Origin of the sequence: Dyadobacter sp. CY347 (assembly GCF_021502655.1) — a bacterium.
GTDB lineage: Bacteria > Bacteroidota > Bacteroidia > Cytophagales > Spirosomataceae > Dyadobacter.
Map to the genome: position 1 here is coordinate 163,681 of NZ_JAKFFT010000009.1, position 22,251 is coordinate 185,931.

The window sequence follows — 22,251 nt, forward strand, 5'->3', positions numbered from 1 at the left end:
GATAATTTGTTATTGGTATGATGGCACCAAGTTATGCGTTTGTATGAAAGAAATCCACGTCGCTCGGATTTAAAATATCAAGAACGCCGAATGGGCTGGCCGGTCTTGCTTAAGAAATTGGTAAGAAGTGAGGTTAAAGTGAATGCGAAAATGATTAATGAATTAAAAAAAAGCGAGACTGCTTTCGGGACAGTCTCGCTTTTGATTTTATTTATTAATCATTTATAATCCAGCCATGTCGTCGCCTCGCAATCCTTATCCGCTTTAAACCGGACCCAGCGGGCTGCAAAGTCTTTTGGAAAATTAAATGTGAATTTTTCGCCTGCCTTTACAGTAAATTGTTTGGCCTCCATCCACGGCCCGTTTCCAACCGGGTCTACTTCCATCGTGAAAGTGACATCATTACTCGCTTTGTGAGAAAGCTTCAAGGATTTTTTGTCATAAAAACCGATCAGATAAGCATCTGACGCCACATTCGCCTTCACCGAAGCATCCTTCCATGGACCGCCGTGGCCGGTTGGTTTACCCAATTTCCAAAGATCATCGATCGCTCCCGCCCAAACTGCCGCCTTGTTATCACTGGAAGCGATAATGTGTTTGTTGCCATTCAGATTTTTAGCGTCAACGCCCGTCATGACGAGCAAACCGCGGTAAGATGCGTAATCGGTAATGCGCAGCTTATGAGAGGAAACCGGGCGGATTTTGGCATAGCCGTCCGCATTTTCGGCGGGCAGTTCGTAAAAAGTCCCGTGGCAGTTGAACAGGTCGCGTTCCGTTGAAACTTCGCGGCATATGCGTAGCGCGCCGTCATTGGTCAGCCCGGTGAATGCTTGATCACCAAGCGGCAATCTCCACCGTCTTCCCTTATCGTCCACAACGAGCACAGAAGATTCGTCAACTGTAACTACTTTCTGCGGAATCGCGAATTTATTTTGTATAAAAGAAAGCGTTTTGGCATCTTCCTTACGCACCAGATTCATGTCCGCATCCAGCTCATAGTAACCTGATAATGTTGGTTTTCCAGCCGAATAGTCCATAGCCGCAACGCCAAGCGCCCGGCGATTTTCACCCAAACCATATAACAATCCGCCCGAGCTGGCTGACGCTCCAACAGGGCTTAATCCTGTGAAAATAGCATCCGCGGCAGTGGTCCGCTGATCATTTGCGATGTAAGAAAAATGCGCTGAGGCATTCGTCGGTTTGTCGGTTTTGATCCTGATCCATTCTCCCGCATCATTCGCAGTAAATTGAATGTTAGCCGCCTTTTTCGCGCCTACTTTTAACGTCTTTAAATTCGTCCACGAACCCTTTCCGTTCTTGTCAACCTCGAATGAGAAGGTTACCTCGCTGTCGCCATTATTCTGGATCCAGGCGGAACGATGGGCCCAGCCGCTGAACAAAAACGGCTCGGAAGCAGCATTAGCCTTAATGTCTTCATTCAGCCAAACGGCTCCTTCGGCAGTGTTTGGCCCGAGTTGGTCCGGCTGGTTGAGAGAAGTGAACCACAGGTTGGAATTCGATTGTCCAGGGCCTTCGATGTTGCCTTTGGCTTTTCTTTTATTCAAAAATTCCCGTTGCGCAGAATCGTCACAGCCAAACACAAGCTGGTCCTTCCAACGTGTAAAGTCGCCGATCACTTTCAGGTAAGAAGTCCGGGGGCGGATTCCTGCCGTGTTTTTAGATGAAAAATTGCCTGGAAATTGCCAGAACATGCCATGCATGGTCATCAGGTAATCTGGTTTTGCGTCTGTGCCAATGTCGCGGATGCGCGGCCATTCTGTGTTCCAGCCGTGTGCGCCGTCGTAGCTGTGGCTCGCTTTGGGCAAACGAAAAAATGTCCATTGACCATTGTCGCGCACGCCCAGGAGCACCGATTTGTGGTCCCAGCCCGTCGCCCAGATCGGATCGGTTTCCGGATTTTTATTACCAAAAATGCCTCCGGGGCCGGTCACTTCCACAAACTGGTTGCGGCGCACGACTTTCCAATTTTTCCCATCCCATTCCGACAGTGAACCGGATTCGATATCAAATTGCTTTTCAGCCAGCTTTCCGGGTTCACCATTGTTGGAATAAACCGTCACGCCCTGACCGGAATAGTAACCTTTTCCATGCGCCCCAGGCAGTAGTTCATTGTACTGATAAGGCTGCTGGTCACCAACATTCCTATTGTTTTTGACATTGCCATCTTCATACAAAGTCTTCACTGCCAATGTTTTGACATCCACTTCATAAAAACCTTCCTCCATCGTGCCATAGTAAATTTTATTGGCAGGATCGGTCAGATGGCGGGCGTTTCCTGTATGCCGGCCCGGCATGGTCTTGTATGAGATCGTTTTCACATTAGCCTTAGTATCAATGGCGTACGGACCGATAAACAGCTGGTTGCTCTCCTTGTGGATCATGCGGTTGGCAGGCGTTCCCCCTATGCTTTCCGGCCGGACCGTCTGCGTCAGGTCTGCGCTGATCTCGTAAAGTTTATCCGATGAGCCGAAGGGTAAATGCGGCGCATAAGTGATCGCCCAGAGTTTTCCGGCCCAGCCCACAACGGCACCCGTTCCGCACTCGCCTTCGTTGTTATACATGGCGAGATGCGGATAGATGCCGCTGAACGAGGGTTTAGGTTTAGTCTTAGGCTGAGCAATAACGGAAAGGCTTAGCAATGCCAGCAATGCAGCGAGGCAATGGTTCATTTTTTTCATTCAAATAAAATGGTTTAAAACGGAGTGCGACTACACCAAGTTTCTGATTATGAGATATAAATAGTAAGATTAGTAACCTGTATTCTGCGTAATGCCCGTGTTGACACGGCGCTCAACGGCTGGAATTGGCCAGAGATATTGTCTGGTTTTGTCAAAATTGCGCTGCGCCAGCACTTTTACATCTGTTCCAAAACCCGTATAATCCGCAATGCCGTCCGCATCAATGGGTGTCACACCCGGGAACGGCCATTTCGCGCGGTTTTGAGCAGCCGGATCAGGTAATCCGATCACGGGTTTCACCAGGACTTTTTCTGCTAACTTCCAGCGGATCAGATCCATGTACCGCAAACCTTCACGCGGAAACTCTACGCGTCGTTCGCGACGGAGGATCTGGCGTAATGTTGCCGCATTGGTCACTTTGATCGCCGGGTAAGCGGTTGTTTTATCTGCGGTTACGCCATAAGCCCGTGCACGAACCTGGTTAATGGCATTCAAAACCGTTTCGTCAATTTCACCCAATTCAATTTTGGCTTCCGCGTAAGTCAGGAGCATTTCGGCGTAGCGGATAATGATCGCGTCGTTGTCTTCAACCAGCCGCTCGGGCCAGGTCTGGTCAATGCCTTTTTTCCAGAGAAATCCTGTAAAGCTTGCGAATGCTGCCACTGCGCGGGTGTCTTTGTTCGGCACTTTTTTGTTTTCTTTTGCACTGAAAACTGTCAGAGAATCCGGATGCGGCGTGTATTTGTAACCCAGCCACTGCGTGTTGAACTCCACAATGGTCGCGTTCAATCTCGGATCACGGTTTTTGAAAGGCATTTTGGGGTCATACAGCGGTGATTCGTCAATCGGTTTTCCATCCACACATTCGTAGGCGTCCATCATGTCCCGCGTGGGCAGTTGCGCGCCAAAACCGCCCGCATTGCGTGAAATGTTATCCTGAACATATGCCGCATTGCCAAAAACCTGCTGCTTCTCGTCCCGTGGGATACTGATTATCAATTCTTTGCTACTTTCTCCTGCTTTCACAAACAGCTGTGAGTAGGAATCATGCAATGAATAAGTAGCCAGTTGAATGACTGCGTCCGAAGCTTCTTTGGCAAGGTGCCATTTGCCTAAATACAAAGCGGTTCGCGCCTTAACTGCTAATGCTGCCCCTTTTGTCAAACGTTTCACTTCGGCTGCTCCATAGGCCAAGGGCAGGTTTGCGGCAGCGAAATCGAGTTCGCTGAAAACAAATGTCAGCACTTCTTCCTGGCTTGTGCGCGTAATACCATAGGATTCAGCCAATGTTACAGGCTCGGTCAGAAGCGGAACGTCACCAAAATGGGTGATCAGGCGGGCATACTGGTAAGCCCTGATCAGCCGTATTTCTGCTTCCAGCCGCACAAGGATCGCCGCGGGCGTGTTGGCAGCCGCTTTGTCTTTATTGGCAAGAAATGAATTGGCGCGCGCGATGGCCTTATAACTGTTGAGCCAGTAAGTCTGCACCGGCACGTCGTCCGCATTCATGGTTCCGCCGATCACAGCATTGGTCAGCTGCCCGCGGTGCCATTCATTATCGCTGAAAAGCTCATTATCATTCCCCCAAAAAGTCACCCTATACAGGTCATTCACAGCCAGTTCCAGTTCTGTCTGATTGGAATAGAATGTAGCCGTAGAAGCTTCCGAAAGTGGATTCAGATCGAGGGTATGACAGGCCGAGACCGATGTCAGGAGCAGGATATATATTAATTTTTTCATGATCAATGATTTGATTTTGTATAAAACCGGAAGCATTAAAACCGGATCGTTGCACCTGCCATGAGCGTAGTTACGATCGGGTAAGCATAGCTCGCCGACTCCGGGTCCAGGTATTTTGGAAATTTGCTGAGGGAGAAAACATCATTGGCCGACACATAAAAGCGAAGTGACTGAATGCCGATTTTCTTCACGCAGGGTTGCTGCAATGTGTATCCAAGAGTGATGTTTTTCAGCCTGAAATATCCGCCATTGATCAGCCAGTAATCAGAAAGCGCATAATTGACCGCATTGGAAGTCCGGGAAAGGCGCGGATAAGTGGCCTGCTGATTTTGTCCGGCACTGTTATTCAGGCTCCAAAATTTCCCGATCATATCCGCGGGCATATTTCCAAAAGCCTCTGCAAAAGGCTGCACAGCCTCGCTGTTCAGCCTTGAAAGCTTTTTGGCCACACCCTGAAAACTCACGCCGAAATCAAAACCAGCATAGTCAGCGCGAAGGTTACCGCCGTACAAATAGCGCGGTAATGCACCACCCAGCAACACTTTATCGTCGGTTGTGATCTTTCCGTCCTTGTTAATGTCCACATAACGGACGTCGCCCGGCTTGGTGGTCACATTAAGCACCGGCGCACCATTGATCTCGTCCTGCGTTTGAAACAAACCATTTGAAATGTAGCCAAACCATTCATTATACTCGCTGCCATTCCGGATGATCTGATCCTCCCGGAACTCTGTGCCTTTAAGGTCACCCACAGTCGATTTGGCATCAGAAAGATTAGCCGAAACCGAGTAAGTCAGCTTGTCGATCCGGTCGCGCCAGGCCATTTCAAGTTCCCAGCCTTTTACTTTCAGGACACCCGCATTTTGATTGGGCTTGTCATATCCGAGATAAAGGGGAATGTCCAGCGGCAACAGGATGTCCGTCGTCTTTTTCATATAATAATCAGCGCCTAATGTCAGCCGATCGTTTAAAAATGCCGCATCCAGGCCAATGTCGATGGTGCGGCTGGTTTCCCAGCTGATGTTTTCAACGGCATAAACCTGCTGTGCGCCGCCGGTGAAAGGAACCACTCCGCCGTTCTGGTAAAATAATGCGGTGGAAAAATCAATGGTTGCCAGATATGGATAATAGGCGGGATTGCCATCCTTGTTCAGCAAGCGCTCGTTACCCGCCTTACCCCACGATCCACGGAGTTTCAGGAACGAAAGCCAGCGCATATCTTTCATGAATGACTCCTCCGAAATAGTCCATCCTGCTGACAGCGAAGGATATACAGCCCTGCGATAAGCATTGGCGAAGCGCGAGGATAGATCCGAACGAAGGTTTCCCTGCAAAGAATATTTGCCCTTATAACTATATTGTAACCGTCCGAAAAACGAATGCAACCCCGACTCATTCGCACTTCCCGAATTGTCACGCAGCTCGGTCGAACCCGAATTGAGATAAGGATAATCGGTTAATGCAAAGCCACTTCGGATCGCGCCCAGATTTTCCAGCGAGCGGTAATTTTCTTCAAAACCGGCCAGCACATCAATGCTATGGCCGCTTTTAAATTCCTTCACATAGTTGGCCAGCACCTGCCCGTTGATCGTAATGCCCTCCGACCTTCCTTCGGTTAACACTGTTCTCGCCTGGTTCACAACCGTGCTGTTGGAGCCGTCCGGATTAGTGAAACGCACTTGTTTTGAGAAGAATTTATTTTTATCCAGATCAAAAACCGGTGCAACCAATGCTGTAAGTGTTAGTCCGTCAACGGGCTTGTAATTCAAAGACATTCTTCCGCCGATCTGGTTATTTAAGGTTTTGGTAAAACCGCCCTGCCGAAGCTGTGCCAGCGGATTACGACCGTCTTTTCCGAGGGCCAGGTTTCCATTGGTATACAAATCATCATAAATCGGCGGCATCACGCGCGCTTCGTAAATGGGATTGTAGGCGCCGGTTGTAAGCAGCTCATTACCATTGCCCTGGTTGGCAGTTCTTTTGTAAAAAATGTCCAGGTTAATGCCCAGCTTTTTGCTCACTTGCAGGTCATTATTGATCCGGAACAGATAGCGGTTGTAATTTCGGTTATCATAAAAAGCACCCGCGCTGGCATATCCCAGTGACGCCTTTGTGCTGATCTTGCCCGTGCCCATCGTGAACACAATGTCATGGCGCTGACGTGGCGCGGACGATCTGTTAATGACTGATTTTTGCCAGTCGGTGTTGGGGAAAAGGTCCGGATTAACCCGGTTACTATCTAAATATGAGTCGATTAACGGCTGCGCAAACGGCCCCTGGCTTGCGCCGTCATTTGTGGCCTGCTCGTTGAAATAACGCATATAATCCTGCACGCCCGCATACGATGGCGTGGCAGTAGCTCGTTGCACGCCGTATTCATACGTGTATTCCAGGCTGCTCTGGCCCGATTTGGCGCGTTTGGTGGTAACCAGAATAACGCCTGCGGCACCTCTGGAACCATAAATAGCAGCCGAAGAGGCATCTTTCAAGACCGTAACACTCTCCACATCACCCGGATTCACATTATCAATGCTGGCCACGGGCACGCCGTCCACGATCACCAGCGGGTTATTGGTGCCAATGGTGGTAATGCCGCGGATCAGAATGTTAGAGCCCGAGCCAGGCGCGCCGCTGGTACGCGTTACCGAAACGCCCGCCACGCTTCCCTGCAATGCATCCGAAACCTGCAATGTCTGCCGGCCCGCAACGTCTTTGGAACTGATTGTTGAAATAGCGCCCGTCAGGTCTTTTTTCTTCTGCGTTCCGTAACCAACCACCACAACCTCAGCCAGCGATTGATCGTTCGGCGCGAGGGTAACGTCCAGGGTTGTACGTCCTTCGAGCGGAACGTCCTGCGCCTGGTAACCGACGAAAGAGAATGTCAAAATCGGCGCACCTGATTCAGGAACGGCGAGCTGATACTGGCCGTTTGCATCTGTAACCGTTCCCTGTTGCGTGCCCTTGATCACAATGCTGACGCCGGGAAGTTCCCTGGCCTGCTCGTCACTGACCTTCCCGGACAGCTGCCGTGTTTGCGCGGACACCGGCGCAAGCCACCCAAATAACAGGATACAACTCAGTAGAATTTTTTGTCTCATAAGTTTTAATATGTTAGCGTTCAGGGTTGGTTTTTGATGATTAACCAGCGGGTTTAAATATTTAATTATGCAAATATAATTTTGCATAATTTGGTTAGATCCGACAACTCCTGACCATTTGCTTGATCAAAAGAATGGACAAGCTAAATAGTTGATTTCTAGTAGATTACTACTTTCAAAATATGGAGAATGGACAAGCCAGGGCAAGCTCTTTGGATCATTTGGATCACTGCTGCCGCCTGGTGAGTGAAATGTATGGCAAGTCTGATATCGGCTCCTGGACCAACAGTGACTACGTGCGGCTGGGATATATTCTTTATAAAAAAACAAATGTCCAGATCAGCCCGAATACGCTGAAAAGGATTTTTGGGAAAATCAAGACCGATGTTCGTTACTATCCTCAGAAAGCAACACGCGACGCACTGGCCAGTTATGTAGGCTACGCGGATTGGGAAAAATTTGTTACCTCCGCGCCGGGTCATTCGGTAATCACCAAAAGGGCGCAGGCAACGCAGCCTTATTTCGAAGCCATCTTGCCTGATGAGCCCATCCTGGCGCCTGTCACAACCAAGAGGAAGGTCAGTTGGGTTTACATTCTGTTACCATTGGTGGCCCTCATTGCAGTTGCCGCTTTTGCAGGGTATAAGCTGTTCTTTGCGGAACCGGCACCGGTTGACGTCGCGCTGGTTTGTCAGAATCCAGTTGGAGAGAATCCACATTCAGCAGCCTTTGTCGTGCGGGGCATTCCCGAACATTTTGATGTAAAAAAAGACCATTATACCCTTGATTTCGGCGACAGCAGACGCATTTCGCTGATCGAGGGCGACAGCCTTTATTCGCATTACTACGAAGTTCCGGGCCGTTACCTCGCCATTTTGAAACGGAATGGCGTTATGCTGGATACTGCGTCGGTCTATCTTAAAACAAATGGCTGGACCGCAACGGCGAAGATGATGTATGACACTACGCGGGTTTATCCGATTGACATTCAAAATCTGTTGACCGGAACCAGGAAAATCGTGAGTGCGCTGGAAGTTTCGCGCGCTGGCGTAGACACCAACCGCACCTTTTTTGTCGAATTCATTAATACCCAACTTACTGGCATTGATGCAGATAACTTTGAGCTTTTTGTCAAACTCAACACTTCCGCTCCCCGCGCAGGCGTACGGTGCTCACAGGTGCGCGTGACCGTATTTGGAGAATCGTCCAAACATGTTTTTGATGTTATGAAACCCGGCTGCACACATTGGACCGACTTGCAGTTTTCGGAAGTGGTCAAACCCGGCGAGCTCAACCAGCTCAATTTCCTGGGTGTAGACCTTCATGCCGGCGGAACGGTAGCATTAAAGATCGTCGACAAGCATGTCCGTCTTTTCATTAATGCGAAACAGGTTTTTGAAACGGATTATAAGAAGCCGCTGAAACAGGTTTACGGCCTCGGCATTACATTTTCGGGCATCGGGGCTATTCATTCTGTGATACTGAAAGATGGAAAAACAGGAAAAAGCTTCGCCGGTAATTTTCAATAGCATTATTTTTAATATATAAATTTCTTGTATATAGAATAATTATTAGCATACTTACATTCCGGGACGCTCCCATCCGAAATGTTATCTATTCCAAGTATGCGAAACCTCGACATTCTGCAACATTATTTAAAAAATTCCTGGCGTTATCTGTTGAAGGACAAGCGATTTACTTTGCTTAACCTCATAGGGTTGTCCACAGGTCTGGCCTGCACCTTGCTCATTTCTATTTGGGTCAGGAACGAGCTGCGTTTTGACAAATTTCACGAGAAGGACGATCAGCTTTATGAGGTCATGATCCATGAAAAAGCCGGAAACCGCATTGCAACCTCCAACGGAACCGGCGACTATGTGGGCGAAACGCTTTTGAAAGATCTTCCGGAAGTTGAAGCCGCAGTGATCACAACGCCAGCGTCATGGTTTCAAAAATTCAGCCTGTCGGCAGGGAGCACTACAATTGGTGCTTCGGGGAATTTTGTCAGCCATGATTATTTCAATGCATTTTCCGTTCCGCTTATTCATGGCCAAACGGATGAAGTGCTTACGAACAAAAATTCCATTGCAATCTCTCAGGCGCTGGCTATCAAGCTGTTCCGAAAACCCGAGCACGCAATTGGGAAAGTATTGGAATGGAAATGGCAGGCATATTCCGGCAAATGCCTGGTCACCGGTATTTTCGCCGACTTTCCTGCAAACTCTTCCCAGCAACACGATTTTCTCTTATCGATGGACGCCTGGAACCAGATTGTACCCAAAGGTGATGTGCAAACCAGCAGCGGTCCGTTTGACAATTTTGTAGTGCTAAAAAAAGGAACAGACATTAATCAAATTAATAAAAAACTGAGCGGCTTTGCAGAAACCTCCTTTAATGATTCCACATCCACATTATTCCTCCGAAAATATTCCGATGCCTATCTGTTTGGAAACTATGAAAATGGCATCCAGACTGGCGGAAAGATCACGAACGTGAGACTTTTTTCGGGCATAGCCATCATTATCCTGCTGGTTGCGTGCATTAATTTCATGAACCTTTCTACGGCCAGAGCTTCCCTGCGCGTGAAGGAAGTGGGTGTAAAAAAAGCACTTGGTGCAAGGCGGGCCACATTGGTCTTTCAGTTTCTAAGCGAGTCCATGGTGATGAGTTTCGTCGCCTTAGTGATCGCGGTCCTGTTAACGTCGGCGCTTCTGCCACAGTTCAGTGCCATTACGGGCAAGGCGCTTGCTTTCCAATTTGATATAAAAATGATCCTGATGATCCTTGGTGCGGCACTTTTAACCGGACTTTTGGCGGGCAGTTATCCTGCGTTTCATCTGTCACGTTTCAATCCGGCCATCACGCTGAAAGGCGGGCTGACGAGCTCGGTGGGTGAGATATTGGTGCGGAAGGGATTGGTCGTTTTCCAGTTCACAGTTTCCGTTGTTTTCATCATTGCGGTCATGGTCGTTTATCGTCAAATCCGTTATGTGCAGGAGAAAAGTCTGGGCTATAATAAGGATAACATTGTCTATTTTGAAATGAATGGACGTGTTGCGGAGCAGCCGGAATCGTTCCTGACGCAATTGAAATCGGTGCCTGGGGTCATCAATGCTTCCAGCATTCAGCAGAAAATCATTTTGCCTGCCATGCTGCCGGGCAATGGAGCCGGCGTCCGGTGGGAAGGCAAAAATGCAGATGACAAGATCCGGTTTTTCCGCATGCCCGTCAACTACGACCTGATTGAAACCATGAACATTGAAATCGCAGAAGGCCGCAGTTTTTCGAAGCGTTACGGTAATGAATCCGCCAGCATTGTCCTGAACGAGGCGTCCGGAAAGTTCTGGGTGCAACCGTTGGGAATGTTGTAACAATGCTGACACAGGATTTTCTGATCTTGATAATTATTGCCATATGCATCGCCTTTCCAATGGCCTGGTGGCTCATGCATCAATGGCTCCAAAGTTTCGCCTATCATGTCTCGATGGGCTGGCGTGTTTTCGCAGTGACCGGTTTAATAATGGTGATCATAACACTGGCAACCATTGGTTATCAATCATTAAATGCAGCATTGATGAATCCCACGGATGCCTTGAAAGCAAATTGATCATTCAAATAAACAACCGGGAGGAACATCTTGCGTGCGTCTCCCGGTTGTTTATCCTGAAACTCCCTATCAGATTGAAGCCTTTGCAACCGGTGCGCAAAGCGGCATGTCATGATGCGACTTATTTTTGAAAGTCAATTTTTTCAGCATCACTTTCTCCACTTTATCACTCCCCTCCTTTATCTTAACAAACTGATTTGCAGCAACATTCTTTATCTTCTGAATGTGCCCGCTTCCGCTCCACCTGATCTCCAACTCTTCAATCTGCGTTGCCGTCCCAAGCCCGATCTCTCTTTTGAAAGGAGCAGAACCGAAGCTTCCGCCGGAGTTTACGTCGCGATAAATGTGCCTGGTAACGCCGTTTTCTTGAATTGTAATTTTCAGTCTGCTGCCAATAGCAGCTTTGTTGGACGCCATGCCTTCCAGATCGATGGAAACCCAGTTGTTATCAGCCTGACCCGGGTTCAGGAAAAAGGAATTCTGATATGCATCGCCGGAATATGCGCCACCCATTTCAATGTAAATGTCCTGGTCGCCATCATTGTCCATATCTCCAAAACCCACACCATGCCCCTTTTGCAGGCTTCCTACTTTCGCCGACGAAGTCACATCCGCAAACGATTTGCCACCCATATTTTTGAACATTTTATTGGGTATCAATGATTTATAGCTAGGATTTCCGGTTCCCAGAAAAATATCCAGAAAACCGTCATTATCAATGTCTCCGAAACTTCCGCCCATGCCAAAAGCCGTTTTGTCCAGTCCCAATGCCTTGGTCACATTACTGAACGTGCCGTCATGATTGTTTTTGTAAACAACAGGCTGTCCATGATATTCAGGTAATGTGCCCAGCCGCTCTGCAGCAGCATAGTAACTCAAATTGTGCTGCATGGTGTAGTCGCCGCAAAGAATGTCGAGCCAGCCATCATTATCATAATCAAAAAACCAGGTCGTAAAGCTTCTGTTTTGATCAAGATCCAAAGTCGCTTTTTGCGTTACGTCTTCAAACATTAATTTACCCGATTTCGCGCCTGACATTCCTTTGTTCCGCAGTAACGTCCTGGTTCCGCTCACTGTTGAAATGAAGATATCGTTCCACCCATCATTGTCATAATCCCCGGAAGTCACCCCTTTCACAAATGCCGTGATATCGCAGCCGGCGAGCTTTGCAGATTCCGTAAAGGTCCCGTTTTTGTTATTCAAATAAAGTTCACATGGATGATGATTGGCACCGACGCTGGTTTCATTACCAATAAATACATCGACCCAGCCGTCATTGTTGAAATCATTCCAGGTTGCGGTTTGTGTTGGATGGAAAGAAAGCAGGCCGCTGTCAATGGTCACGTCTGTAAAAGTGCCGTCGCCGTTGTTTTTCAAAAGGGAGTTGGGCTGCTCGCCAAAAGTTTTGCTCAGCCATCCTCCGCGCGTCACGAATACGTCTTTGAAACCATCATTATTAAAGTCCGTTTGCATGATTTGCAGGCCACCAGTGAATCTGTCAAGCCCGGAAATCGCCGATTTATCTTCAAATGAGCCATCTCCTTTATTTTTGAAATAATGCATGGACTCTCCCAGGTCCCAGCTCGACATGATCAGATCGAGGTAGCCGTCATTGTCAAAATCTTCAATGATCGTCCCGCCCGCCATGTTTTTTACATCAAGTCCCAGGTTCGGAGCAATGTCCTGAAAAGGCGTTATACCCGTTTCATCGGCCTTATCCATGTTTGGGATCAGCAATTTTTTCGGGACACTTTCGGGATATTTACCCAAAGTCATATATGCAACATTGAGCAGCCAGAGCGCTTCCAGGTCTCCTGGGGTTTCCGACAGCAACCTTTTATAAATGTCCACTGTGCCCTTCGAACCGCCCATATCCCGGTGAACGCCCCCGTTCCGGATCGGCAAGATACACGCGTCAACGGAATGGTTGGTGATGCAGTTGGTTTGCTCCCCTAGCCTAAGATAGGCCACCGCCAGATCATCCTTTACCCGGTTTGTTATTCCTGCGTATTGGTACATCGGATTCTGCTCACGTTCCAGCTTTTTCAGTATCCTGATCGCCTCCTTCGCGTCGCCCAATTGCAGCAATGTGTTGGCTTTAAAATGGTTAAGCTTAAAAAGTTGACCCTGTTCCCACGCAGGAACTGTTTTAATGCAAGAATCCAGATAGACGAGCTGCGCTTCGGGACTGAAATTATTCTGGTAATTAAATGCCCTGACCTTGCTCTCGCGAAGTAATTGCAGCATTTTTTCTTCGGACGAAGGTTTTTTGCAAACGCTCATGGCCGTTATTCCGACCACGACGATTGCCGTTAGTATAATTTTTGGTCTGATATTCATTTGAGTAAGATGAAATGAACACGCCCCTACTCCAAGCACGGGCGAAAACCCATGATGTTGCAAAGCATCCGCGTGCACATGATGATGATAGAAATTCTTCCGAATGATTGCCCTAATCGTATGGTTCGTAAGGCGAATCACCTGAGTATCCTTTCTTTACGATATTTTCTGCACGCGATTTGTAGATCGCGGGGTTTGTCGGCGCGGTGGTTGCGAGCCCGTCCACATAGCGGTTGAACATGCAAAACGCCGCGGCAATCAGCACCGTATCATGAATGTCCCGATCATCGGCCCCTGCATCCGTTGCCGCTAATATCTGCGTTTCGGTCACATGCTTTCCGCCTTTTTGGACACTGCCGGCAATGGTGAGCAGCGCTTTCATTTTGTCGGATAAAGCACTTTCGCGGTAGTTTGTCTTTACACTTTGCATGAACGACCAGTCCTCATCGTCATAGTAAGCGCTCGCTACGGCGCCGTGGATCGTCTGGCAGAAGAAGCAATCGTTTTGCGAAGAAACATAAGCACCAATCAGTTCGCGTTCGCCGCGGCTCAATCCTTCGTCGCTCAGTAAAAGAGCATTGGCAAGTGCATTGAGCGGTTCAGCCGTTTTCGGACTGAATTTCATGGGTCCTAGAATGCCCGGGACGCCATCCTCCAATTTTATATGAGGCATTGTTAAATTCCTGGTTAGTAATGAATCAGATTTTTTGTCCGGCGTATTTTAATAGAAAATACGCACATACGCACGGCCACAGACCGTGTTATGTCAACACAAATCAATCAATGTTCAGGAGGCCTCAGGAGGGGAAAACGGAGGTGTAAGAAGTGTAGAAATGAGTTTAAAATCCAATGCAGGATACTGAGTCCCAACAGTCGAAGTTGCAAAATGTAAGTTACTGCCCACCGTTTCAGCATTTGCCGGCAAATAGATCTTGATCAGATCGTTTAGCAGCTTTATCGTTTTGCTACGGGGCGATTCGGAAGTGCCATTTGAAAGATCGTGCACTTGTTCAACCATATGCGAAAGTTCGGCGAAACGCTCGTGTGCGGAGGCGTCCGGCGTAAGGGTCACAAACAGCGTATCGTTTTCATGCACATATTGGGTCACATTATAGAAACCATCCGCGATCCGAAGCAAATGATTTTCCACGTCGTCCAGCTCTAACGGAGCTGCGTATGGGATCGAAGGAAGAGGGATTTTGATCGTCTGGGTTTGCGTGCTTTTAATGTTGATTGAGGCATTTTTATAACCGCTGTCAAAGCATAATACAGTCAACGAAAGCCCCAGCATATTGCAGAGCAGCAGTACGAGCAAAATAATGCAAGCAGCAGTTTTCATTGAAACAAGTTACGATCCCCTAAACATACTGTAAAAAATTCAATTTTAAATACGTTTAATGAAGAATTTGTGAACGATCGGTTACACTGAATTCCAATGCTATGTGAACGATAAAATACCAAAAGTTCCAAATTACGGAACTTTTGGTACATTTGTCTCCTTATGAGAATAGTTGCAAAAGGCACTTTGAAAGAATTTTGGGAAACCCATACAGAGGCTAAAACAGGCTTGTTGAGCTGGTACGAAAAGATGAATAGCCGTGATTACAGTACGCCCCAGGAAGTTATCACCGATTTCAAGAGTGCTGATTTTGTTGGCAACGAGCGGATTGTTTTCAACATCGCCCGGAATAAATTCAGGCTGATCGTTTCATTCAACTACCAATTCAAAGCGTGTTGGATCAAGTTTGTCGGCACACACAAAGAGTACGACCGGATAGATGCCAGAACTGTTGAACATTCATAAACCGAGGCAATGAAAAATTACAAGATAAAACCACTCAAAAGCACCGCTGACTATAAAGAAGCGCTCGACAACCTGCGTGAAGTTTGGGAGGCCCAGCCAAATACACCAGAAGGTGACCAGCTGGAACTGCTGTTAATGGTCATTGAAAAGTATGAAGACGAGCACCACCAAATGCCTCAACTGGATCCCGTGGAGGCAATTAAATACAAAATGGAGGAAGATGGTCTAAGCCAAAAGGACCTGGTGAAATATTTTGGTACAAAATCGAGGGTTTCCGAAGTTTTGGGCGGAAAGAAACCGCTGACTTTGAAAATGATCAAGTCATTATACCACGATTTCGGAATCCCAGCCAAAACCCTTTTGATTTAAATCAAAACACTACAACAAATCCCACTCCTTGCGTGGCTTTCTGGAAAGGAGCTTGTTTGCTTCTTTATCTCCTACAAATTTCTCTTTGTCAGCATTCCAGGTCAGTTCCCTTTTCAGGCGGTAGGAAATGAGGCCGAGGTGCATGGGGATGGTTAGTTCTCGGGCGTAGGCGAGGTTGGATTCGGGTTGAGTCCGGGCTTTGACGGCGTCAACGAAATTTTGCTGATGGCCCGGGGATCTCGGGTTGGTGATCGGAACGGTGGCAATGTCAGTCATTGTTTCACCGTTGATGGTGATCTTGCGGGTGTTGTAATCGCACATTAATGTCCCTTTATCTCCCTCAAAAAACGCTCCTATCCCCTGCTCAGCCGCACCAGGAATGTTAGGAGGCAATGTGGTCCAGAAAATTTTCAGCCCGTCGAATTCATAATCGACGTCCAGCGTCTTCGGGGCATCGGCAATGCCGGTGTATGCTTCACCTCTCGCATTTATTTTTTTCAAACCTTTTGGCTGAATGGCCGAATAAACAACATCGGCAATGTGGCACCAGAAATCGGCAAATTCACCGCCCGAATAATCTAAAAAATAACGGTAAGTAAAATGGCATTTTTCAGGAATGTATTCCGTGAAAGGCGCCGGCCCGAGCCACATATCCCAATTCAGCGTTTTGGGAACGGCCTGAACCGTGGGCGATCCCAGTTCTTTGGTCGTGGATTGTTTCCATAAGCGTACCGTATGCACATTCCCGATGGCGCCTGATTTAATAATTTCAACTACCCGGTGGAAGTTGTCGCCTGCATGGATCTGGTTGCCCATCTGGAAAATGCGGTTGTTCTTTTCCATGTGTTTCAGCATCATTTTACCTTCCCGCTGGCAGTAGGAAAGCGGTTTTTCGCCATACACGTCCTTCCCGGCCTGAAACGCCAGCGTCGCAATCTGCGCATGCCAGTGGTCCGGCGTCGCCACGGTAATGGCATCGATGTCTTTCCGATCCAGGATTTTCCGGAAATCTCCGTAAGTGTCCACCTTAATGCCGGGTTTCATGGCTTCCAGCTTGGTTTTTGTTTCGCCCAAATGCAGCTCGTCCACATCGCAAAGCGCCACGATTTCGACTTCGGGAAGATCAGCGAACCATTTCATATGATTATTCCCCATTCCACCCAAACCGATGTGTGCTATACGCAGCCGGTCGCTCGCCGGAGCTTTGCCGTAAAGTGAAGGCAAAATCGTAAAGCCAAGCGCACCGAGCCCGGCCATTTTGACAAAATCTCTCCTGTTGGTATGCACACTCATCTGTTATAGGGTTAAGGTTTCAGGTGGTTCTATTATGATTTAAAGGCCGTTGACGGGCATAAATTACTCTAAATGTATGATGGCATCCCGACTTTCAGCTGTGAACGATAAACAAGGTTCAGGACAAATTCTCCGGTTTTTTACTTATTTTTCAATCCAAAGCATCCCTAACCCAATTTTGGTAACGTATCGCGTATGAAACATTCTCCTTTTCTGATTTTTTGTTTTTGTTTGATGTTGACGCAAATCAATGCGCAGGGCACTGCTGATAAAAAGCTTCCACGCGTTGCCATTGCGGGCCTTGGCATCGAGTCGAGCACGTTCTCCCCTGCCCTTACCACCGAAGAAGCTTTCAAGGCAAAGTATGGTGATGACATTTTCACTTCTTACCCGTTTTTAGCCAAGGATTCACTGGATCGCGAACGCGCAAAGTGGTTTCCTGCATTAATGGGCAAATCGCTGCCGGGCGGTGCGGTTACGCGGGATGCTTATGAATCGCTGGTAAAGCAAACATTGGCGCTGTTAAAAAAGGGCGCGCCTTACGACGGGTTGTTCCTAGACATTCACGGCGCAATGAGCGTGGTGGGGCTGGACGATCCCGAGGGTGATTTCATCGTCAGGATCCGGGAAGTAATTGGCACTAAAACCCTGATTTCAACATCCATGGACCTGCACGGCAACGTGTCATGGCGGCTTGCGCAGAACACGGATCTGATCACTTGTTACCGAATGGCGCCGCACGAAGATGCAATGCAATCGAAAAAAAGAGCTGTTGATAACCTTCTGGCCCGACTGGAAAGTGGCAGAGGAAAACCAGCTTACAAAGCCTGGATCCCGGTTCCTATCCTGCTTCCCGGTGAAAAAACGAGTACCAGAATCGAGCCTGGGAAGACATTGTATTCCAAAGTCGCGCCTGCTGCGGCACAAACTGGTGTAATTGATGCGGCGATCTGGATCGGCTATGCTTGGGCGGATGAGCCCCGTAATCATGCAGTTGTGATGGTAACGGGCGATGATAAGGCTGTTGTTTCCAAAACGGCTGAGCAACTGGCTGCGAGCTTCTGGAAAGTAAGATCTGATTTCGAGTTCGTTGCACCGACCGGCACATTGAAAGAAGCATTGGACAAGGCCCTTAAAAGTCAGAAACACCCGTTCTTTATCAGCGACTCGGGCGACAACCCAACGGCAGGCGGTGCAGGTGATGTAACCTGGACATTGCAGGAAATCCTGAACAGACCAGAGTTTAAAAATGATAACGGACCTGCATTGATCTACGCTTCCATTCCAGGCCCCGATCTTGTAAAAGCGGCCATTGCAGCTGGTGTAGGCAATAAAGTGGATGGTTATGCAGGTGCCAAAGTGGATTTCCGGTTGGCGCCGCCACTTCATCTGGTGGGCACTGTCGAGGCCATTGAGCACGGCGATCGAAATGCGGAAACCGAAGTGGTTGTGAAAGTGGGGAGCGTGCACATTATCGTTACTGCGAAACGCAAACCTTATCATAAGGAAGCGGATTTTACAAGATTGGGCCTCAATCCCCGGAAAGCGGACATTGTAGTGGTCAAAATCGGCTATCTCGAACCTGAGCTTTACAATATGCGCGCAGACTGGATCCTGGCGTTAACGCCCGGCGGCGTGGATCAAAACCTGGAAACATTGGGTTACAAACGCATTAAAAGGCCGATGTTCCCATTGGATAAGGATATGAAAGATCCTGATTTGAAAGCACAATTTGTGCCCGCAGCGGACGCAAAATGATAAAAAAAAGCGATCTCACATTTGTGAGATCGCTGCCTTCCAGGTGTGTGTTTCTTTAATATGTGTGTGTAATCTATGGGTGTGTGCTGATTAATTGTTATTTCTTTTTTTCTTTTTTGAATTATCGACAATCGCCCCGGTTCCGGCTCCTACGCCCGCACCGATCAAGCTGCCGACCAATGCTCCTTCGCCTCGTTTTTTGTTAACAATCGCGCCGGTAATTGCACCGGTTCCGGCTCCAACGACAGCACCCTTTGCCGTATGGTTCCAGCCTTTTTTACGCGGTGCTGGTGCAGCTGCGTTGCTGGCGACAGCCCTTTCGCTTTTTTCCTCTGCTACTTTTGCTTCCTCAGCTTTTTTTTCAGCCTCGCGATTGGCCATTACCGTATTCATAGAGTCTACAATCGCCTTTTTCTCCATCACATGCTTCATGGAATCGATTGCAACCTGCTTTTCTTTCAATAATGCAGCCTCCTTGTCGGCGCTGCTGTTGCAGGATGCCAGGAAAATTGCTGCACTGATTATTGAAATGGGTAATTTGTTCATTTTGATGTTAGGTTGGTTAACATCACGGATTAGTCCTAAAATCGTGCCAGCTATTTGAGGCGCTTTTGAGCAGTGAATGTATGCCAACGATGACGCAAAGTGGCGATCTTGTCTACAATTAACGGGGATGAGGTTATTAAGATTATCCATCTTTTTGCATGTAACCATGGATATTGACCGACATTCCTTTGCGCCGGATTGAAATCCGACGTTAGAATATTAGTCGAGCCTAAGGCTCTGTATATGATATAAGCGCAAGCCCACTCTCGCAAGAGCCAGAGGCTCGGCTCATTTCCTATCGACGGATTTCAATCCGTCGTCGTCGGCGCCCGCAAAGGCACCTCCGTCCGATTCGCCGCTGAAACGCCGCAGGAAAACCGCAACAAATCATTACATTCAGCTATTAAATTTGCTTCAAAAAAACTTCACTATGAGCAAACTAAGTGTATCTGAACAAATCCGTTCCCTACGTAAGAGCAAGGGGCTTTCGCAGGAGGCTTTGGCGGAAAATGCAGGGATTAACCTTCGCACTTTGCAGCGCATTGAAAACGGTCAGGCAGTGCCGCGTGGGGAAACATTACGGCTGCTGGCAGGCGCCCTCGATGTGTCGGTGCAGGATTTGTCAGAATCCGTTGAAGCATTGCCGAATTCTATGGAGGATGATGCCGGCTTTTTGAGATTGATGAGCCTTTCGGCGCTTACGCTGTGGTTTATCCCTTTTGGAAACATCCTGATTCCGCTTGCTTTCTGGGTTTTGAAAAAGAATAAAGTCAATGGTGTTGCAGAGTTGGGCCGGCGCATTGTCAACTTCCAGACCATCTGGACCGTCGTCACTTACGGTCTGGCCATACTGAATATTTTTCCAGCCTTTTTTGGCGAGATCTATATTGACCCATTTATCATGATGCCCATCATGCTGCTGCTTTTTATCGCTAATACGGTCTATATCATTATCATTACCAGGAAGATCCCGAGTGGCGAGCGCGAGGTTTTGGCGCAGGTTTAAATGCCTACTCTTCTCCTGCATTGCCCGTAGGCACTTCACCATTTGGAATGAATGTGGCGCAGATCACGCCTGTGGAAGACACGGCGCTTTTGCTTAATTTAAGGCCGCCAGGAAGCGTTCCTCCCGCGAAAAGTTTTTTCCCTTTGCCTAACATTACAGGATAAATCCAAAGGTTCATTTGATCAATCAGTCCGTGTTGAAACAATGATTGGATCAGATTTGCGCTGCCCCAGATATGCAAATCGGCTCCATCCCCCGCTTTCAGCGCCTTGATCTGTTCAATGGTGTCGCCATTAAGCAAAACCGTTCCTTCCCAACTAGTTTCCGAAAGCGTTTGCGTGGCCACATATTTGTTGATCTTATTGAATTTCTCTGCGATCGGCCCAGATTGTTTCGGCCAGAACGGCTCCCAGATCTTAAAGGTGAAGCGTCCCAAAAGCAGATCGTAGTCCTCATTCAACGCAGCAAAAAGCGTTTCCCTCGTAACGTCATCAGAGTAAGTCGCCGACCAACCGCCCAGCTCAAAACCGCCCGAAGTATCTTCCTCCGGCCCACCCGGCCCCTGAATGACCCCGTCCAAACTCAAATGTTCATTGATGATGATCCGTCTCATGTCGTTTCAAGATTAAATGTTTGTGATTAGATTGACAGGTGCAAGTTCAGCAAACCGCGCGCAAGAAACGCGGTGCAAATCCGTCGATTGCGAGGGGGGAATGCGACAGGAGGGCTTGGCTACCTTCTCCTTCTAATAGCCGGCGCTGCTTCAACTTCGGCAGCTGGATTCAACGTGATCTCCAATTTATTTTTAAAATACTTCACTGTCAATTCCTCTCCACATGCAAAACCCAAATCTTGCAGCCATTTCCCACAAAGGCGGATCTCCGGGAGGAAAACGGAGGGAATGTTTTCACGGCGTTGGTATTTTTGGTAGATTTTTAATTGGCGTTCACCCTTTTGTGATATGTGTTTTTCGTGTGTCATAGTTGTAGTTTTTACCTTGCAATTATAGCACGGAAAATGATATAAATGAAACACAGGTAACACATAATGCATTGGTAATAAGTATTTTAAAGCCAGATAGTATGACGTTAAACGCCTATTATTATACATCAAACGATAATTAATTATTGTTTGATGCTATGGTTCGTTTTCACAAATTGCTTCTTCTAGTCAAAAAATATTCACTGCTTTCAAATTTGATTTGCCTAAAGTGTATAGCTTTATTAGATTTCAGATGGGTTGAAAGTGTTAAGGAGTTGTTGGTTAGTTAGCAAACAAATGAAAGTTGAACCAGTATTGAGCAATTTTAATATTCAACACAAATTTAAAACTTTGATTCTTTCAATATGACCATTAATGTAGACCGTAAATACTGCTATCGGATCTGCAACATTCGAAATTTAGAGCATATATTGGAAGCTGGGTTGTGTACAAAAAATCATCCAGATGCTAGCCAGCAGTTTTTCCCAATCGGAAATTTCGAAATAATTGGCGTCAGAGACCTAACACCTGTAAAAATTGAGGGTTATGGAAAGATCGGTGATTACGTACCATTTTACTTCACACCGCGATCCATCATGCTGTATAACATTATCACAGGATATAAAGCACCAGTAGTTCCCCAACTTTCGCCAGAAGATATGATTGTGATACGCGCTGAAATCGAAGAGTTAAGCCGAAACAGACATTTCTTTTTCACTGATGGGCAGGCAAACACAGCTCTATCAAAACATTATAACAATTTGAGAGACTTAGATAAAATTGATTGGGAAAGCATTCAGCAAAGTAATTTTCAGAAATCGGATGAAGACACCGACCGGCCGAGAAGATACCAGGCCGAATTTCTTGTTCACTCGCATGTACCATTAGAATCAATCGAATCTTTCCTTGTCTATAATGAGAAGGTAGCAACGATTGTTAATACAAATTTGAACTTAGCGGGCTTAAATATTCCCGTTAGAGTCGCACCAATATGTTTTTTCTCGTAGTTC

Annotated in this window: 18 protein-coding genes; 8 read left to right on the forward strand and 10 right to left on the reverse strand. The window is 47.5% G+C overall.

What is annotated here, in order from left to right; translation table 11 throughout:
• Positions 1-218: 218 nt before the first annotated feature.
• The 3 genes from L0659_RS21640 to L0659_RS21650 form a co-directional block, all read right to left on the reverse strand.
• Positions 219-2,699 carry a hypothetical protein gene (locus L0659_RS21640; protein WP_235128664.1) on the reverse strand — a complete coding sequence of 827 codons (2,481 nt, stop codon included), beginning with the start codon at positions 2,697-2,699 and terminating at the stop codon, positions 219-221.
• 69 nt (positions 2,700-2,768) lie between these two features.
• Positions 2,769-4,439: a RagB/SusD family nutrient uptake outer membrane protein gene (locus L0659_RS21645; RefSeq protein ID WP_235128665.1), complete on the reverse strand. Its 1,671-nt coding sequence runs from the start codon at positions 4,437-4,439 to the stop codon at positions 2,769-2,771.
• Between the two features lie 35 nt (positions 4,440-4,474).
• Positions 4,475-7,537, reverse strand: a complete 3,063-nt coding sequence (locus L0659_RS21650) for a TonB-dependent receptor (protein WP_235128666.1) — start codon at positions 7,535-7,537, stop codon at positions 4,475-4,477.
• A gap of 182 nt (positions 7,538-7,719) precedes the next feature.
• Here L0659_RS21650 and L0659_RS21655 point away from each other — a divergent pair, with 182 nt between their 5' ends.
• The 3 genes from L0659_RS21655 to L0659_RS21665 all read left to right on the forward strand — a co-directional run bounded on the left by L0659_RS21655 (position 7,720) and on the right by L0659_RS21665 (position 11,144).
• On the forward strand, positions 7,720-9,066 hold the full coding sequence (locus L0659_RS21655; RefSeq protein ID WP_235128667.1) for a hypothetical protein: 1,347 nt from the start codon (positions 7,720-7,722) through the stop codon (positions 9,064-9,066).
• Between the two features lie 96 nt (positions 9,067-9,162).
• Positions 9,163-10,908 (forward strand): ABC transporter permease, encoded by a 1,746-nt coding sequence (locus L0659_RS21660; protein WP_235128668.1) that lies wholly within the window; start codon positions 9,163-9,165, stop codon positions 10,906-10,908.
• 2 nt (positions 10,909-10,910) lie between these two features.
• The gene (locus L0659_RS21665; protein ID WP_235128669.1) at positions 10,911-11,144 is read left to right on the forward strand and encodes a hypothetical protein; all 234 of its coding nucleotides are present in this window, start codon (positions 10,911-10,913) and stop codon (positions 11,142-11,144) included.
• Positions 11,145-11,213: 69 nt separating this feature from the next.
• On the opposite strand, the gene L0659_RS21670 is transcribed toward L0659_RS21665, so the two are convergent.
• The 3 genes from L0659_RS21670 to L0659_RS21680 form a co-directional block, all read right to left on the reverse strand.
• Positions 11,214-13,484, reverse strand: a complete 2,271-nt coding sequence (locus L0659_RS21670; RefSeq protein ID WP_235128670.1) for a CRTAC1 family protein — start codon at positions 13,482-13,484, stop codon at positions 11,214-11,216.
• Between the two features lie 112 nt (positions 13,485-13,596).
• Positions 13,597-14,157, reverse strand: a complete 561-nt coding sequence (locus L0659_RS21675; RefSeq protein ID WP_235128671.1) for a carboxymuconolactone decarboxylase family protein — start codon at positions 14,155-14,157, stop codon at positions 13,597-13,599.
• 114 nt (positions 14,158-14,271) lie between these two features.
• Positions 14,272-14,823: a hypothetical protein gene (locus L0659_RS21680; RefSeq protein ID WP_235128672.1), complete on the reverse strand. Its 552-nt coding sequence runs from the start codon at positions 14,821-14,823 to the stop codon at positions 14,272-14,274.
• 162 nt (positions 14,824-14,985) lie between these two features.
• Between L0659_RS21680 and L0659_RS21685 the strand changes: the two genes are divergently transcribed.
• Complete coding sequence (locus L0659_RS21685; protein WP_235128673.1) at positions 14,986-15,288, forward strand: type II toxin-antitoxin system HigB family toxin; 303 nt, start codon at positions 14,986-14,988, stop codon at positions 15,286-15,288.
• A gap of 9 nt (positions 15,289-15,297) precedes the next feature.
• A complete protein-coding gene (locus L0659_RS21690) occupies positions 15,298-15,657 on the forward strand; it encodes a type II toxin-antitoxin system HigA family antitoxin (RefSeq protein ID WP_235128674.1) in 360 nt (119 codons plus the stop codon).
• Between the two features lie 9 nt (positions 15,658-15,666).
• Here L0659_RS21690 and L0659_RS21695 read toward each other — a convergent pair whose 3' ends face one another.
• Complete coding sequence (locus L0659_RS21695) at positions 15,667-16,950, reverse strand: Gfo/Idh/MocA family protein (protein ID WP_235128675.1); 1,284 nt, start codon at positions 16,948-16,950, stop codon at positions 15,667-15,669.
• A 234-nt stretch (positions 16,951-17,184) separates the two neighbouring features.
• Between L0659_RS21695 and L0659_RS21700 the strand changes: the two genes are divergently transcribed.
• Positions 17,185-18,708, forward strand: a complete 1,524-nt coding sequence (locus L0659_RS21700) for a M81 family metallopeptidase (protein WP_235128676.1) — start codon at positions 17,185-17,187, stop codon at positions 18,706-18,708.
• A 90-nt stretch (positions 18,709-18,798) separates the two neighbouring features.
• Here L0659_RS21700 and L0659_RS21705 read toward each other — a convergent pair whose 3' ends face one another.
• Positions 18,799-19,254, reverse strand: coding sequence for a glycine zipper domain-containing protein (locus L0659_RS21705; protein WP_235128677.1), 456 nt, complete (start codon positions 19,252-19,254; stop codon positions 18,799-18,801).
• A 430-nt stretch (positions 19,255-19,684) separates the two neighbouring features.
• Here L0659_RS21705 and L0659_RS21710 point away from each other — a divergent pair, with 430 nt between their 5' ends.
• Positions 19,685-20,260, forward strand: a complete 576-nt coding sequence (locus L0659_RS21710; RefSeq protein ID WP_235128678.1) for a helix-turn-helix domain-containing protein — start codon at positions 19,685-19,687, stop codon at positions 20,258-20,260.
• Between the two features lie 4 nt (positions 20,261-20,264).
• On the opposite strand, the gene L0659_RS21715 is transcribed toward L0659_RS21710, so the two are convergent.
• Positions 20,265-20,873, reverse strand: coding sequence for a dihydrofolate reductase family protein (locus tag L0659_RS21715; RefSeq protein ID WP_235128679.1), 609 nt, complete (start codon positions 20,871-20,873; stop codon positions 20,265-20,267).
• 119 nt (positions 20,874-20,992) lie between these two features.
• The gene (locus L0659_RS21720; protein WP_235128680.1) at positions 20,993-21,241 is read right to left on the reverse strand and encodes a SymE family type I addiction module toxin; all 249 of its coding nucleotides are present in this window, start codon (positions 21,239-21,241) and stop codon (positions 20,993-20,995) included.
• Between the two features lie 365 nt (positions 21,242-21,606).
• Here L0659_RS21720 and L0659_RS21725 point away from each other — a divergent pair, with 365 nt between their 5' ends.
• Positions 21,607-22,248: a DUF4433 domain-containing protein gene (locus L0659_RS21725; RefSeq protein WP_235128681.1), complete on the forward strand. Its 642-nt coding sequence runs from the start codon at positions 21,607-21,609 to the stop codon at positions 22,246-22,248.
• The last annotated feature ends 3 nt before the right edge of the window (positions 22,249-22,251 follow it).